This is a genomic window from Ruegeria sp. O11, assembly GCF_056535285.1.
This window is the reverse complement of the sequence record NZ_JBQERS010000014.1, coordinates 48,921-63,640: the sequence shown is the minus strand read 5'-3', so window position 1 is coordinate 63,640 and position 14,720 is coordinate 48,921. Positions and strand designations below refer to the sequence as shown.

Below are 14,720 nucleotides of genomic sequence, written 5' to 3'. Positions count from 1 at the left end.
GTTTCTTAGTTTTCTTCATCTATGGCGGCATTAGCATCATCTGCACTTGCGCCATTGCTGGTTCCACCCCTTTCAGAAGCGACGTGGACCCTGACCTCAGCCTCATGCAGAGCCGAACCAAAGTTGGCGGGTGGGGCAATATCTGTGACCAGATCAGTCACTTGATCAAACCGACAAGCGATATTGGCCGCTCGCGCTCCAAATTTTGTGTTGTCCGTTGCGACAATCGTACGGGCGGTGTTGTCCAAAAGCGCGCGTGTCAGCTCGGCTTCCAGCAGATTCGAGGTCAGCACTCCGCCTTTCAGAGACAAGGCATCGGCACCACAGATAATGGCGTCATAGCTATACTGACACGCCAGTTGCTCGGCGGCACGCCCAAAGCTTCCGCGTTCTGAGCGGATGACTTCGCCTCCGGCAAGAATGGCGCGCGTACCGTTGTGATCTGCCAAAGATGCGATAACCGACAGCGAATTGCTCACTACCAAAAGGTCCTTATGATCGCGAAGTTGTTCTGCAACATGCGTCATGGTCGAGCCTACCGAAACGAATATCACCATTCCGTCTTCGATGATCTGGCTGACCCGATTTGCAATAAGGGTCTTCTCTTTCGCATTATGTTCGAGCGCCCCAGAGAACATTGGCGTGTCCTGCGCTCGCGACAGATACGTCCCTCCGTGAACACGTTCGACCATGTTTTCGCGTGCGAGCGCTTTGACAAGACGGCGAACGGTTTCTTCGGACACATCCATGACCTGGGCGATTTGGGTGTTGCGTGCAGAGCCGCCCAACCGTGCCAATACGTCGAGAAGCTCCCGCCCTCGATGTGGTATGTTTCCACTATCATCGTTCATTTTTTAACTTCGCCATAATTCCATTTATAAATCCACAAAAAAAGTAATAGTTTTGTGACAATTTTGGTTTTTCACAAAAATATATATCTAATTCAAACATAAACGGTCACGCCATCAACTGCCCAACAGTCGAGGCATTACGGCACAAAATGATTGTTGTATTACTTCCTGACAGCTCAGGACGCCAAAGCGATCAATGCCACGCCGACTGCCATAATGATTGCAGCCATGATTCGACGGACCGGGTGACCTTCACCAAGCAGCAAATACCCAATCAGAGCCGCAAATATCACGGATGTTTCCCGCAGAGCCGAAACGGCACCAAGAGGCGCGAAGTTTTTTGCATAGAGGACAAGACCGTAGGCTGTCATCGAAACGAATCCACCCGTGAGCCCAATAACCCATGTCTTAGCAGGTAACTTCAACATCGCCCTGCCACGCCTGATACCAACAAAAGCCGCTATGAAAACATGCAACAGAGAGTGCCAAGCCCAGTACCCAAGCGTATTTTCGGACAGGCGGACTCCGACACCATCGACAAGCGAATAGGCTGAAATACACACACCGGTTCCCAGGGCGAATCCCAATGCCGCTCGGCCAACGCCCTGTCGTAACGCCGCCCAACTGGATAGCTGAATAGCCCCCGCGATCAGCGCTATGCCCAACCACGCTTGTGCGGGTAGCACCTCACCCACAAAAATCATTGCCCAAAGCGAAACCAATGCAGGCACGATGCCGCGCGCAATCGGGTAAACCACACTGAGATCGCCATGTTTATATGCCTGACCGAGCATATAAAAATACCCGAAGTGGATCACTGTTGATCCCAACAAATACGGCCAGCTTTCAATGGCTGGAAAAGGCAGATAGGTCACCAAGATCAGGCCCGGGAAAACATGCCCAAGCGCGACCAGCCCCAACGTCACTGTTCGGTCACCGGCAGCCTTAACGATCGTATTCCAAGCGGCATGCAAAACTGCCGCCGCAAGGATAATTATGATGATACCCGTACTCAAATGACGTGTATCAAATCAGCGCATTAAACAGGTGGCGCAAATTTTCGCGTGTCAGTTCCACTGGATTGCCACCACAAGACGGGTCAGAGATCGCCCCTTCCACAAGCGCATCCATCTTGTCTACAGTTACGCCCATCTCGGACAACTTTCGCGGAATATCAAAACCGTCATTGAAGTCCTGCACAAAGCTCTGAAAGCCCTCAAATCCCCCATCAATACCCAGATAACCGGCCGCCAGATTAAAGCGATCGCGAATGACGTCCGCATTGAACTTGAGAACCTCGGGCATGCACACAGCATTTGTGGTGCCGTGGTGAGTGTTAAAGATCGCGCCGATCGGGTGACTCAAGGCGTGAATAGCACCTAGTCCCTTCTGAAAGGCCGTGGCCCCCATGGCTGCAGCACTCATCATATGGGCCCGTGCCTCAAGGTCCGTACCGTCTGCATAGGCACGCGGCAAATTGTTGATGACAAGGCGCATGCCTTCCAGTGCAATACCCTGACTCATCGGATGGTAATGTGGTGAGGAGTACGCTTCAACACAATGAGCAAAGGCGTCAAGACCGGTGCCAGCCGTAATGAACTTGGGCATGCCAACGGTCAATTCCGGATCACAAATCACAACCGAGGGCAAGACTTTCGGGTGGAAGATGATTTTTTTGACGTGGGTTTGTGAATTCGTGATGATGCTCGCACGGCCAACTTCAGAACCCGTACCCGCAGTGGTTGGTACCGCAATGATGGGCGCAATTACATCGGCATCCGCACGTGTCCACCAATCGCCCACATCTTCAAAATCCCAGATCGGACGCGTTTGATTGGCGTGGAATGCCACCATCTTACCGAGATCGAGACCGGACCCGCCGCCAAATGCAATGACCCCATCATGGCCACCCTCTTTGTAGGCGTCCACACCCGCCGCCAGATTCAACTCTGATGGGTTCGGATCCACATCAGAAAATAAACCGCGACCAAGACCTTCCGCTTCCAGGATATCGAGCGTGCGTTCCGTGATCGGCAGATTGGCCAGACCTTTATCCGTCACCAATAACGGGCGTTTTATTCCGAGATCCTTGCAGGCACCCGCCAACTCAGAAATGCGCCCAACGCCAAATTTGATCGCGGTCGGGTAAGACCAGTTTCCCGTGATGCTCATTCTCTCACCTATTCAAGTCAAAGGGTGCATGCACCCAACATGTGATGTCTGCGTTGCCACAGAGATTATTTGGTCACCTTTTTCAGGTGATAGCTCTTTGGTCGGGTTAAGTTGTGATAACCAATGACCGACAATCCGCCGCCACGTCCGGTGTTTTTACAACCCGTCCAGCAAAGCCCGGGATCAAGATAATCTGCCCGGTTCAAGAATACCGTGCCTGTCTCGATCCGATCACCTATATGGGCAGCCCGGTCGACGTCCTGCGTCCAAAGACTTGCTGTCAGCCCAAATTCGCTGTCATTCATCAAAGCAACGGCTTCATCGTCTGAAGACACTTTCATGATGCCAACAACTGGGCCAAAACTCTCGTCACGCATGACGCGCATATCATGATTGACGTTTGTCAAAATCTGCGGCGTCAGATACGCGCCACCATCATCTTCGGCAAACAGATCGATATGCGCGACAGCTCCATCTGCCAGAGCCTCTGATATCTGCGCCCGGACTTCTGCAGCAAACCGCAAATTAGCCATTGGCCCGATCGTCGTCTCAGCATCTAAGGGATTTCCAAGCTTGTATCCCTTTACAATCTCGACGGCCTTCTCAACAAATTGATCATAGAGACTTTCATGCACATAGATACGTTCGATGCCGCAACAGCATTGGCCCGAGTTGAACATCGCGCCATCGATCAGGGTATCAACCGCAGCGTCCAGATCGGCATCCTCCATCACATAGCCCGGATCTTTTCCTCCAAGCTCGGTCCCGACCCCAGTAAAGGTTCCTGCGGCAGCTCTCTCCATGGCGATACCACCACCGACAGAACCTGTGAAGTTTACAAAATCAAACGCATTGCCTGCGATCAGATCATTGGTCACATCATGGGTCAGGAAAACATTCTGGAATACGTCGTCCGGTACGCCTGCAGAATGAAATGCCTGCGCCATACGTTCCCCGACAATCAGTGTCTGAGTTGCGTGTTTCAGCAAAACCGCATTGCCCGCAATCAGTGCCGGAGCCACCGTGTTGATCGCGGTCATGAACGGATAATTCCAAGGAGCTACAACAAAAACCACACCGTGCGGAACACGCTTTATATAGCGTTTGAAGGTCGCATCCTCGCCCACTTCGATATCAGCAAGGCTTTCCGGGGCAATAGATGCCATGTGGCTGGCGCGTTCATTGAAGCCACCAAACTCGCCACCATAGCGCACCGGGCGGCCCATCATTTTTGCGATTTCAGGAACGATTTCATCATTCATTGCCCCGACAGCGGCAACCCCTGCCATAACCAAATCGATCCGCTCTTGTAGCGGGCGCGAAGCCCAAACTGCCTGTGCGCCTCGGGCTCGCTCTGCCGCAGCAAAGGCCTCATCCCGTGACAGAGCCACACGTTCTGCATATACCGACCCGTCAATCGGTGAGATACATTTCAAAACCTGATCCATGCCAGTTCTCCAGATACAGGGATTCCACCCCGTCTATTCAAAGAAAGTCCCATAAACCCAACGAGCGATGTTCCGAGGGCAATACGGAGCTATGCCCGCTCAAATCCGCGCGCGATCTCGTAGTCAGTCACAACACGTTCAAATTCTTCGATCTCCACCTCAGCAGCGCGCACATAGTGGTCGATGGCTTCGTCGCCCAAAGCCGCGCGAAGCATCGTAGATGCGTGTAACGCGTCACGCGCTTCGCGAAGATTACCCGGAATCATCCCGGATTCTCCCTGATATACGTCACCTTTGGTTGGAGCTTGAAGCTCTAGGCCCTGTTCAATACCTGCAATACCTGCGGCAAGCATGCCTGCCATGGCAAGATAGGGGTTCATATCAGAGCCGGGGATCCGGCACTCAATACGAATAGCTTTTGTACCATCGCCACAAAGTCGGTATCCGGCAGTACGATTATCCACCGACCAAATGATGCGGGTCGGTGCAAAAGTACCCTTCATGAACCGTTTGTAGCTATTGATATAGGGCGCCATGAAGTAGGTGTAATCGGGTGCATACTTCAATAAACCGGCGGTATAGGCCTTCATTACCTCAGACATGCCTAAGCTGTCGCTTGGATCATAGAATGCATTTGAACCTTCTTTCCAAAGCGATTGATGAACGTGAGACGAACTGCCTACCTTGTCATGGTGCCATTTTGGCAGAAATGTCGCTGCATGGCCTTGCTGCCACGCGATTTCTTTGACGGCGTGTTTTGCGATTGTGTGATAAGCCGCCGTGTCCAATGCTGAGGCATACTTGATATTCAGCTCTTCCTGACCAGTCTCTGCTTCACCTTTCGAATTTTCCACCGGAATCCCAGCATTCCACAGATGATTGCGGATCGGGCGCATCACATGTTCTTCTTTGGTGGTTTGGAATATGTGATAATCTTCGTTGTAACCCGATATCGGCGCCAGATCCCGAAACCCGCTTTTGCGGATTTCATCAAAGTTCTTTTCGAAGAGGAAAAACTCGAGCTCGGTCGCCATCTTCGCATCATATCCAAGCGCATTCAGGCGTTTTACCTGTGATTTAAGCATCGCACGCGGGGAATGAGGGACCTCCTCATGGGTGTGGTGATCAAGAATGTCACACAGCACGAGTGCCGTACCTTCCAGCCACGGTACCGGCCGTAGCGTGGTCAGATCAGGTTTCATAACATAGTCGCCATAGCCCCGCTCCCAGGAAGTCGAAGCGTAGCCATCCGGCGTTCCCATCTCCAGATCAGTTGCCAGCAGGTAATTGCAACAGTGCGTTTCCTCATAAGCGCCCGCAACAAAATGCGCCGCGTGAAAACGTTTCCCCATCAAACGTCCCTGCATATCTGCAAAACAGACCAAAACAGTATCGATTGCGCCGTCTTGGACCTTCGCTTGAAGGTCCTCAAAAGTCATCGTTCCGCCCATGACAACTCCTCCAAATGAGCGATTTCCTTTATGGCAGGTTGAAGAAGCGTCAATAGCTCTTCCGTGATCTCCGCCACATCCTCCGGAGAGCGCATCAGATCATTGCGCACTTCGATCATGACATTCGCCAATCCACGGGACTGGGCGTGCAACCTGAGCGAATGTGTAACCCCATCGCCGGGTCCGTAAGGTTCATTTCGTTCTACTCGACGATGCGAAAGTAAAGTTTTCCGCGCCAGCATCGCGTCGGCCAGGCGACTGTCTTCATCATGCAACAGCCCGATTTCGACCGCACGCTTTGCGCCGTAATATGTCGGCGTAAAACTGTGTATCGTCACAACCACCGGATCGTTGTTGCGGGCTTCCAAAACGCCTGACACGGCCGCACAGAATGGTCCATAGACAGACTGTATTCTTACCTCGCGCTGTGACTGGTTCAGATTCTGATTTCCCGGAACCTCAATCAGCTCGGACCTTTCCGGTATCGCACTTGGCGCATCCGGTGGACGGTTACAGTCGTAAACCAACCGCGAAACCCGCAATAGTATGGCGGGCGCATCCAGGGCGACACTCAAGGCCAATGTAACTTCACGTGCACCAGGATCCCAAACCGCGTGGCTCAACCTGTCTTTTTCGGCAAGGCCCAATTCGTCATAAGCTTCGGGTATTGTGGAACTTGCATGCTCGCACAACAACACGACACGACCCTTGCCATTCGGATTCAATATCTCAACCGGGTCGATCATGCGCCTGCCACCTCCCTGTACAGGTTTGCACCAAGGCTGAACTTTGTGCCACGACGCACCACATGAACGACAAAACCATCAGCATCGCCGCGCGCACAAATTCAAATAGAAATCTGCCATTTACCATCTAGCGTCCCAGGGTCATGGCCAATAGCTCGGCATGCAATGCAGGCGTCGCGGCTGATATCACACGACCATCCGAATTCAGATTAAGCGGATTACCATTCCAATCAGTAATCACACCACCGGCAGCTTCGATGACAGCCGCAACCGGAAGAAAATCGTAAGGTTGCAGGTCATAGTCAATAACCGCATCAACGTGCCCCATCGCAACCAGGGCATGGGGATAGCAATCGTAGGCAAACCTTCGGGTTTGACCGGAATGCATCAAATCTCCGAACAAATCAGGGTGATCACGGTAAATCTTATCTCCTTCATTCACGAAGAATACTGCGTGGCTCAAACTCTCTGTTCCACTGACTGAAACCGACTGGCCATTTAGCATGGCCCCTTGCCCTTTGATACCAAGCAGACATTCATTCAGTGCGGGCATTCCAATCACGCCAAGCAAAGGTTCACCCTTAACAAGCAAACCCAACAAGAAGCCAAATAAAGGATGGCCTGACAGAAACGAGCGGGTGCCGTCAATCGGATCGATGATCCAGACATGATCACGATTCAACCCCTCGGCACCCTGTTCCTCACCAAATATTCCATCTTCTGGAAAGTGCTCAGCCAGATAGGCACGCACGATGGTTTCGACGCCTTTATCTGCCTGAGTCACAGGGCTTTCATCGGTTTTGAATTCAACGCCCAGGCGGCCACGAAAATAACCCCGAGCTGCGTCAGCGGCCAAAGCTGCAATCTGCGTCGCATGCTCTGCATGTGTTTTCCCGTCCGTAGTCGATCTAACCATTTCTGAAGGGCTCAACATTCAATACGATCCATCTGCAATTACTGCTTTGATACCCCAGGCATCCAGTGATTGCGCGAGTGCCTTACTAAGCGCTTTATCGGTCACAATATGACTAATCTGGCGCGGGGCGGGTCCTACAAAGGGCGCAGATTCGCTGAGTTTGCCGTGGTCGAATGCAATCAGAATCTGGTCGGCACATTCCGCCACGATCTGCGCAAGCTCTGCCTCTGCATTGCTGTGATACAAAAAGCCTCGGCGTAGTGAAACGGCATCCGTACTGAGGATCGCCATGTCATATACCAGTCGCTGGGCCTGTCTGTGGGTTACGTGACCAAACGCACCACGCTCATTGGCCTGCATTTCTCCGCCAAGAATATGCACCCGGTTACCATTCACGTTGACCAGTGTCTGGGCCACTCCAATCGAATTGGTAGCGATTGTCAGGTTTTGATGCCGTCGCAGTTCTTCCGCGACAAATGCAGTGGTCGATCCAACATCGAGAAAAAGGGTCATGCCGTCAGAGACTCGCGTACTAACGACATTGGCAATCAGCCGCTTTTCTGTCGGGCGCTGAGTAATGCGCCGAAAGAAGCTGGGGTCGTTCTGTGTGCCCACCAAATAAGCACCACCACGCACGCGGGCCACCATTGCGGTTTTGGAAAGGGACTTGATTGTCCTCCGTACTGTTTCCTCGGAAACGTCGAGCGCTTTCGCCAGATCTGTGTTCCGCGCAGAGCCACCCAGGCGCCTTAGCGCTTCAAGAAGCTCAATTTCTCGGTGTGTCTGCGACATCCGCTTTCCACAATATCCCTCACAGTTTCCACGTTATCCCACAATTTTTTGCAAAAGCAACAATTCTTGCGTCCATATGTTGATATTTGATGTTTAATGTGGATTTTGACTGGGCGTGCAGCGCATTCTTTGCTCGGTACAAGCAAGTTAGAATCACAACAGCTAGATTCCTGACATCAACTGAGCCGTCGGTCAATTCATCTGGAGCGTCAAACGATGCACGACAAAAGAAACGTCCTTTTTATTATCACCGACCAGATGCGGGCTGATTGTGTGTTTGGTGCGCTGGCGAACCACGTTGATCTACCCCATTTGCGGGCGCTGATGAAAGACAGCGTCACCTTCACCCGTCATTTCTCAGTTACAAATCCATGCGGGCCATCGCGAGCATCGCTGCTGACGGGGCAATATGCGATGAACCACCGCTCGGTTCGAAACGGCACGCCTCTTCGCCACGACACGCCTTCGATCGCATCAGAGATGCGCAAGGCAGGCTACCTTCCTATGCTTTTTGGATATACCGACACCTCGCAAGACCCGCGCGTATTTGACGCCAATGATCCGGCACTGCGTTCTTACGAGTTTCACCTGCCAGGTTTTCAGGAAATGCTGGAAATGCGCATGGAGATGTCTTTTCCCTGGCGATCACACCTTAAGAACAAAGGATATGTTTTCGACGACTATTTTGATGTTTTTAAACCCGTCTCGCCAACCGGGGACGCCCCGAAACTGAATGATCCTGCGCTCTATGCTGCAGAAGACAGTGACACAGCATTTCTGACTGACCGGTTTCTGGAAACCATGCCAGCTTATGCAGATCAGGACAAAGGATGGTTCGCCCATCTTACTTATCTACGACCACATCCGCCGCTGGTCGCACCAACCCCTTACAACCAAATGTATGATCCGGCCAAACTGCCGAATCCAACGCGCCATGCTTCAGCACAAGCAGAAGACGCGCTCCATCCGTTCTTCGCACCTGCCAGGGCAAACAATACTGTCGCAGGATTTGTTGAAGGTTTCCCCGAACTCGAGCCAACTGACGAGGTCGTCGCGACCCTTCGGTCTATCTATCTGGGCCTCGCAACCGAAGTTGATCACCACATCGGTCGTGTCGTGCAGTTTCTGAAAGACAGCGGCCAATACGACAACACATTGTTGGTAGTCACAGCCGATCATGGCGAGATGCTGGGTGACCATCATAGTTGGGGTAAGATGTCGGTCTATGACGCGGCATACCATGCACCCCTGATTGTCAGGATGCCGGGCGGTGTCGAAGGCGCACAGATCTCGAAGCCAACGGAGAGCATCGATATTGTCCCAACGATCCTCGATTGGGTTGGGCAACCAGCTCATGACGCAATGAATGGTATGACTTTGATGCCGCTTCTTGAAGGGAACCAACCCGAGAAATGGCGCAAATATTCTTTCTCTGAGCTCGATTTTGCGGACCCAATCGCGCCAACCCTTTGGCAGAAGACGCTTGGCACGGACATCTCGGACAGCTGTCTTGGAATTCTGCGCGACGATCGGTTCACGCTTGTCCAATTCGGAGCCGACCTACCACCCCTGCTTTTTGACCACAAAGGCAAAGGCGAAATGGAAAACGTCGCAGAACGACCTGAGTTTTCGCAGGTCCTCACCCAAATGACGCAGGAGATGTTACGGCATCGCATGCGTCACATGGACAAAACCTTGTCCAATTGGATGATTACTTCGGACGGGCCCCTCCATCCTTCGCAGCTGGCATCACAAGTGGAAAAGAGTGGGAAAGCCTCTTAATTTTGCCGCGTGGTGCTCAAATGGTAGTAGAGTCAGCAATCAGGCGTGAATTCTTCCATTAGATCAGTCATCGTTTACAGGAATTGCGGCCTCAATGCTGATCTTGCTCAGACCTGGCGCAACAAAAATCATTCTGGAACAACATGAATGCAGAGCTTTCCCCAAGGTTTCTGCTCACTCTGCCCTTTGACGGTACTGTCTTTGATCTCAGCGATTTTTGCGGTCAAAAGAGTTTGAATGGAGCCGATCTATCAGAATAGCTTGCGGACAAACCAAACCATACAAACTCCAATTGTAAATTTTCAATCTATTGCGCTAACCTAACTGCATGAGCCCGCTCCATCCGGCCAAGCCAACTAGCATTTTTCTCATAATGACGTTCTTGAACGTCTTGTTTTTTGCGACGCAGGTATATGCCCAAGAGCGTGTGGCATTATTAATCGGCAATTCAAACTATGAAGCCCCAGAAATGTCATTGCGCAATCCCGCAAATGACGTCGCAGCCTTGAGCGATGCATTGGAGGAGCTTGGATTTGCCGTCATCCAAGCCACGGATCAGAACGCAAGGGCCATGCAAAGGGCGGTAGAGCAATTCGGCGTCGCAGCGAAGGGTGCTGAGATGGCGGTCTTCTTCTACGCCGGACACGGTGTTCAGATCGGAGGAGAAAACCATCTGATTGGCACAGATTTTGCAGGCAACGATCTATCGGCACTCAGGCAAAGCTCGATGACCCTAGATTTGGTGCGCGATGTGATGTCCAGGGCCGGACCAGATATCGGGATCTTGCTCTTGGACGCTTGTCGCAACAACCCGTTTACCGAAAGTGGGATGGTCGAAAATGGGTTGGTCAGAATTCGTGGCGGAGCCGGTTTGCTGATCGCTTATGCCACTGACCCCGGCAATGTGGCCTATGATGGATTGGAAGAAAACAGCGTTTTCACCTCGGGTCTTCTCGATCACATTGCGACACCCAATCTGGACGTTCGACTGATGTTGGGTCGCGTACGCCAACAGGTCGTTCTTGAGACAGATGGACGCCAAATTCCCTGGGTCGAGGAATCCGTTCTGGATGAGTACAGCTTTGCGCCGGTTCTGACTGGCAGTGCCCCTAAGGACGAATACACTATTGATCTGGAACATTGGCGGCGCATCGCCTCCAGTTCAGATGCACAGGATTTCGAGGGATACCTAGAGGCCCACCCGGAGGGATTGTTTTCTTCATTTGCGCGCGAAAGGATAGCCGCTCCCCTACCGGAACCAGCAGCTTTGCTGGCGCCGATCAACACCTCGCTAACCGAAGCCGATCCCTACAAAATTGCCTCGGCATTGGTAGCTCTGGGGTATTTGAATGACCCCCAAACGCGCGATCTAGGCCCGGCATTGGACAATTATCGTAGCCAATTGCCAGAACGCGAAACTGCCTCGGCTGACCGCCTGCTTCAAGACGCGGCGCAAGTGTCGATTTTTCTGGCCACCACCACGCTGCAAAGACTACGCACCGATATTGTGGCGTTGCGCAGCCTGGAACGCACGCTTGGTATCGCCGAAGATGCATTGCGGCAAATCGAGGATATTGCCCGTACCGACGCAAATGCCTTGCCCATTTTGCAACAGGCGCGCAACGACATTTATGATATCTATCGATCGCGCGGAATCATCTTGCGCCGGCTGGACCAAAGCCGAAGCTACTACGAAGAAGTTCTAAATCGCGCTGTCATCTTCTTCCCTCCTGGCATCGATGCGTCAATAATAAGCAAAGCATCGGCACCGCGGGATCTGAACATCGCCGATGCGCGAATGACAAACGACGCAGCTCTTTTTTTGCGGCACGTTTCGCAGGCAGAAGATAGTAGAAAAGGAAGTTACCAATGGCTGACCGATCTCATCCCTCCCGAATAGGTGTTGCACTTGTTGCGGTATCTCTTGCCCTCTCGGCTTGCGGGGATAGCAGTCACTCCTCGGCCCCTGCGACTGGCTCCACGGGAGCAACACAGGCTGAGGCCGATCTAGCGAAACAGGCCGCGGCGATGCAGAAAACAATCCTGCAAGGTGCCATCGCAGGTGGTGTCACCGGTGGCGCGATCGGATTTGGCCTTGGCGGTAGTGACGATATTGGGACAGGTATTTCAGTTGGCCTCGGGGCGGGTGCCCTGGCCGGAACCTACGTCGCCTTCGTTCAGCGCAACTATGCTGGCCGCGAGGCACGTCTGAGGCAAATCAAAAAAGATCTGGATCGCAATGCCAGTGAAATGCAAACGACGCTGAACGTTATGAACCAGGTTCTTGCGGCGCAAAGAGCCGAACTTGATGCACTGAACGCCAGCGTAGCAGCGGGCACAGCCGATCAGGCGGAGGTCACAAAAGAGCTTGCCGAGGCTAATGGCAATCTTGCTCAGATGGAGCTTGCAATTGACGGAGCTACCAAACGTCAGGCTGAATTCAATGAGGCCCGGAACCTGACGATTAAACGCGGTCAGACCGCCTCACCGATTGACGGAGATTTAGCAGCCCTATCGAACCAGATCACGCAAATGCGCGGGATCGCAAACGATCTGGCATCTTCGCTATGACGAAAGGCACAGCAACTCGTTTCGCCGCCCTGCCCTGCCTATTGCTGGCCGGATGTCAGACCACGACCGATCCGGCGGACGGCGGTTTCTTTGCCGGAGTCTCAGGTATCACAACCGGAGCCTATGATGATCGCATCGCTGCTGCCGAGGGGGATGTGGCCACCGCAGAGGCGCGCAACGAAGCCCTCGCCGCGCAAATCCGGAATTCTGAATCCGAATTGGCACAGTTGAAGTTGGATATTCTACAACAGCGCGATGCAATCGGAGGGGGCGACGCCGCAACGGCTGCCCGCATCGACCGTGTGCTGAACGACACGCCTACCGGTGCAACCCCGGATGATAAACTGGCAGCATTACAAAAGAGCATCGCTGAAGCCCGCGCCCTGAGTGCCGATCTTGCCAAACTGTCGGGTTGATCCGCCTCAGCGCATTAACCCTGGCACCCACCAAGAGCCCAGCGGCGGAGATTGACCTTTAGACCACCTCCATAGGGGTGTTGTTTGGTAACATTCCCGGCCTCGGGGCGATTCACGTAGGTCTGTGCCTGATCGCAAAGGGCTTCGGGTGTCCATTGATGGCAATTGGAGCAGTTCTGGTCTTTCCACAACTCGTCCGGCAACCCCTCGATTGGCGGAAATTGTGGCGTGCCCACCACCAGTTGATTGATGGTTTGACCGCGTACATACGCGTTTCCAAAATCAAGCAGAGAGTCCAGCGTAACCAGCACATCTACTGACGCATCAACCCCGCCTTGGGGCTCTGACACGTCGGAATCGGGCGCAGTCTTACGTGTCACGGATTCCTGTCCATACCTCAGGGCCGCCAGACGGTCCTCCGCTTTGCTCGAAAACACACCTTCGGGAAAGCTCTGCAAATACACTTCGTAGGCGTGAACGGTATCGTCGGCCAGAGCGAGCTCATACATCAGGCGTTCTGTCTCGTTAGCCTCGGCAACTTCCTCCTGCTGCTCCGGCGCATTCGCTCCAAGCAGCGGGGATGTCCCAAAGGACTCTGCCATAACCGTCTGCAAAAGACTGCTAGCCTCTTCGGCACGCGAACTATTGGGATACGCCCGCAAGAAGAGCATGATTTGAACAGGGTCGCGTGTGGTAATCGCTTCCTGCCACAGTTCATCTTCACTTTGATTATTGGCAATTTGCGTTTGGATCTGCGGTGAGAATGCAAAATCCTGTGTCAAAGACGATGTATCCCAAGGGGTTTGCAGGCCGCGCGTTTCTTGCAGTACGTCAACGCGAACTTTTTTGAACAACTGTTCGATGGCCATGCCCGGTGTTTCGATATGTTCTGCCAGACTGAGTGTGAACGGGCTGTTGCCTTTTTCGCCGTCCAGTGCAACCCCACCGGGATCGGTGGCATAGGCAAGAAAAGTGCCCGTCGGGGCCTTCATCTCGGCCAGGCCATTGTCATCCATGTTCGAAAGACTTTCGAATGGATTGTTCCGACAAGCGTCAAGAATGACAATATTGGTCTTGTTATGTGCTGATGCCATCTGATGCAGGACAGAACGCGCTTCCACTGCCATCAGATCCAGATCGGCCGGATCACTGAGTGAGATATCGACCGGTAGCAGGTAATTCGAACCAAAGGACTGTACGCCATGTCCGGCATAGTAAAAGAGCCCGACCGCATCTTCACCACTTTGACGCAGGTCGCGGCCAAACTGGGAAATCGCCCTTTTCATCTCAATCTGATTACTGTCCGTCAGATTTCGGACATCAAAGCCAAGGTCAGTGAGCTTTTCCGAAATCAGCTTTGCGTCATTGACCGGATTGTCCAACGGCGAGACTGAACCATAGGCAGAATTCCCAATCACAAGCGCAATACGCGTCTCGGCCCCTACCTGAGCGGCCCATGATATCGATATCATCGCAATCAGAACGTAATAAATGCGAAACACGCCAGATCCTTTGCCACCATCATCCTAGCATATCCGTGACGCCGAGACATCAAGCCAGCTAGAAATTGGTTAT

13 protein-coding genes are annotated in these 14,720 nt (G+C 52.8%); 4 read left to right on the top strand and 9 right to left on the bottom strand.

Features of this window, described 5'->3' with window-relative positions:
- Positions 1-5: 5 nt before the first annotated feature.
- From ACRZ91_RS18870 to ACRZ91_RS18835, 8 genes are all read right to left on the bottom strand, one after another.
- Positions 6-851, bottom strand: coding sequence for a DeoR/GlpR family DNA-binding transcription regulator (locus ACRZ91_RS18870; protein ID WP_480907766.1), 846 nt, complete (start codon positions 849-851; stop codon positions 6-8).
- Between the two features lie 176 nt (positions 852-1,027).
- Positions 1,028-1,867, bottom strand: a complete 840-nt coding sequence (locus tag ACRZ91_RS18865) for an EamA family transporter (RefSeq protein WP_170543787.1) — start codon at positions 1,865-1,867, stop codon at positions 1,028-1,030.
- Between the two features lie 10 nt (positions 1,868-1,877).
- A complete protein-coding gene (locus ACRZ91_RS18860; RefSeq protein WP_480907764.1) occupies positions 1,878-3,023 on the bottom strand; it encodes an iron-containing alcohol dehydrogenase in 1,146 nt (381 codons plus the stop codon).
- A gap of 65 nt (positions 3,024-3,088) precedes the next feature.
- Positions 3,089-4,471 (bottom strand): aldehyde dehydrogenase family protein, encoded by a 1,383-nt coding sequence (locus ACRZ91_RS18855; protein ID WP_480907762.1) that lies wholly within the window; start codon positions 4,469-4,471, stop codon positions 3,089-3,091.
- An 89-nt stretch (positions 4,472-4,560) separates the two neighbouring features.
- On the bottom strand, positions 4,561-5,922 hold the full coding sequence (locus tag ACRZ91_RS18850; RefSeq protein ID WP_170775547.1) for a glutamine synthetase family protein: 1,362 nt from the start codon (positions 5,920-5,922) through the stop codon (positions 4,561-4,563).
- Entirely contained in the window at positions 5,907-6,668 is a 762-nt protein-coding gene (locus ACRZ91_RS18845) for an N-formylglutamate amidohydrolase (protein WP_480907760.1), read from the bottom strand. Before ACRZ91_RS18845 ends, ACRZ91_RS18850 begins: the two co-directional genes overlap by 16 nt.
- Before the next feature lie 127 nt (positions 6,669-6,795).
- Entirely contained in the window at positions 6,796-7,584 is a 789-nt protein-coding gene (locus ACRZ91_RS18840) for an inositol monophosphatase family protein (protein ID WP_480907758.1), read from the bottom strand.
- A gap of 18 nt (positions 7,585-7,602) precedes the next feature.
- Complete coding sequence (locus ACRZ91_RS18835) at positions 7,603-8,376, bottom strand: DeoR/GlpR family DNA-binding transcription regulator (RefSeq protein WP_480907756.1); 774 nt, start codon at positions 8,374-8,376, stop codon at positions 7,603-7,605.
- A gap of 216 nt (positions 8,377-8,592) precedes the next feature.
- Here ACRZ91_RS18835 and ACRZ91_RS18830 point away from each other — a divergent pair, with 216 nt between their 5' ends.
- From ACRZ91_RS18830 to ACRZ91_RS18815, 4 genes are all read left to right on the top strand, one after another.
- Positions 8,593-10,158 (top strand): sulfatase-like hydrolase/transferase, encoded by a 1,566-nt coding sequence (locus ACRZ91_RS18830; RefSeq protein WP_480907754.1) that lies wholly within the window; start codon positions 8,593-8,595, stop codon positions 10,156-10,158.
- A gap of 328 nt (positions 10,159-10,486) precedes the next feature.
- On the top strand, positions 10,487-12,058 hold the full coding sequence (locus ACRZ91_RS18825; RefSeq protein WP_480907752.1) for a caspase family protein: 1,572 nt from the start codon (positions 10,487-10,489) through the stop codon (positions 12,056-12,058).
- A complete protein-coding gene (locus ACRZ91_RS18820) occupies positions 12,028-12,729 on the top strand; it encodes a hypothetical protein (RefSeq protein WP_480907750.1) in 702 nt (233 codons plus the stop codon). Before ACRZ91_RS18825 ends, ACRZ91_RS18820 begins: the two co-directional genes overlap by 31 nt.
- Positions 12,726-13,145 carry a hypothetical protein gene (locus tag ACRZ91_RS18815; protein ID WP_480907748.1) on the top strand — a complete coding sequence of 140 codons (420 nt, stop codon included), beginning with the start codon at positions 12,726-12,728 and terminating at the stop codon, positions 13,143-13,145. The genes ACRZ91_RS18820 and ACRZ91_RS18815 overlap by 4 nt, the downstream gene beginning before the upstream one ends.
- Before the next feature lie 14 nt (positions 13,146-13,159).
- On the opposite strand, the gene ACRZ91_RS18810 is transcribed toward ACRZ91_RS18815, so the two are convergent.
- Positions 13,160-14,647, bottom strand: a complete 1,488-nt coding sequence (locus ACRZ91_RS18810; protein ID WP_480907746.1) for a caspase family protein — start codon at positions 14,645-14,647, stop codon at positions 13,160-13,162.
- Between the last annotated feature and the right edge of the window lie 73 nt (positions 14,648-14,720).

Excerpts from the sequence above, each read along its gene's own strand:
- ACRZ91_RS18855 (WP_480907762.1), bottom strand. The coding sequence starts at position 4,471 with ATGGATCAGGTTTTGAAATGTATCTCACCGATTGACGGGTCGGTATAT.
- ACRZ91_RS18830 (WP_480907754.1), top strand. The coding sequence starts at position 8,593 with ATGCACGACAAAAGAAACGTCCTTTTTATTATCACCGACCAGATGCGG.
- ACRZ91_RS18840 (WP_480907758.1), bottom strand. The coding sequence starts at position 7,584 with ATGGTTAGATCGACTACGGACGGGAAAACACATGCAGAGCATGCGACG.
- ACRZ91_RS18870 (WP_480907766.1), bottom strand. The coding sequence starts at position 851 with ATGAACGATGATAGTGGAAACATACCACATCGAGGGCGGGAGCTTCTC.
- ACRZ91_RS18845 (WP_480907760.1), bottom strand. The coding sequence starts at position 6,668 with ATGATCGACCCGGTTGAGATATTGAATCCGAATGGCAAGGGTCGTGTC.
- ACRZ91_RS18860 (WP_480907764.1), bottom strand. The coding sequence starts at position 3,023 with ATGAGCATCACGGGAAACTGGTCTTACCCGACCGCGATCAAATTTGGC.
- ACRZ91_RS18815 (WP_480907748.1), top strand. The coding sequence starts at position 12,726 with ATGACGAAAGGCACAGCAACTCGTTTCGCCGCCCTGCCCTGCCTATTG.
- ACRZ91_RS18820 (WP_480907750.1), top strand. The coding sequence starts at position 12,028 with ATGGCTGACCGATCTCATCCCTCCCGAATAGGTGTTGCACTTGTTGCG.
- ACRZ91_RS18835 (WP_480907756.1), bottom strand. The coding sequence starts at position 8,376 with ATGTCGCAGACACACCGAGAAATTGAGCTTCTTGAAGCGCTAAGGCGC.
- ACRZ91_RS18850 (WP_170775547.1), bottom strand. The coding sequence starts at position 5,922 with ATGGGCGGAACGATGACTTTTGAGGACCTTCAAGCGAAGGTCCAAGAC.
- ACRZ91_RS18825 (WP_480907752.1), top strand. The coding sequence starts at position 10,487 with ATGAGCCCGCTCCATCCGGCCAAGCCAACTAGCATTTTTCTCATAATG.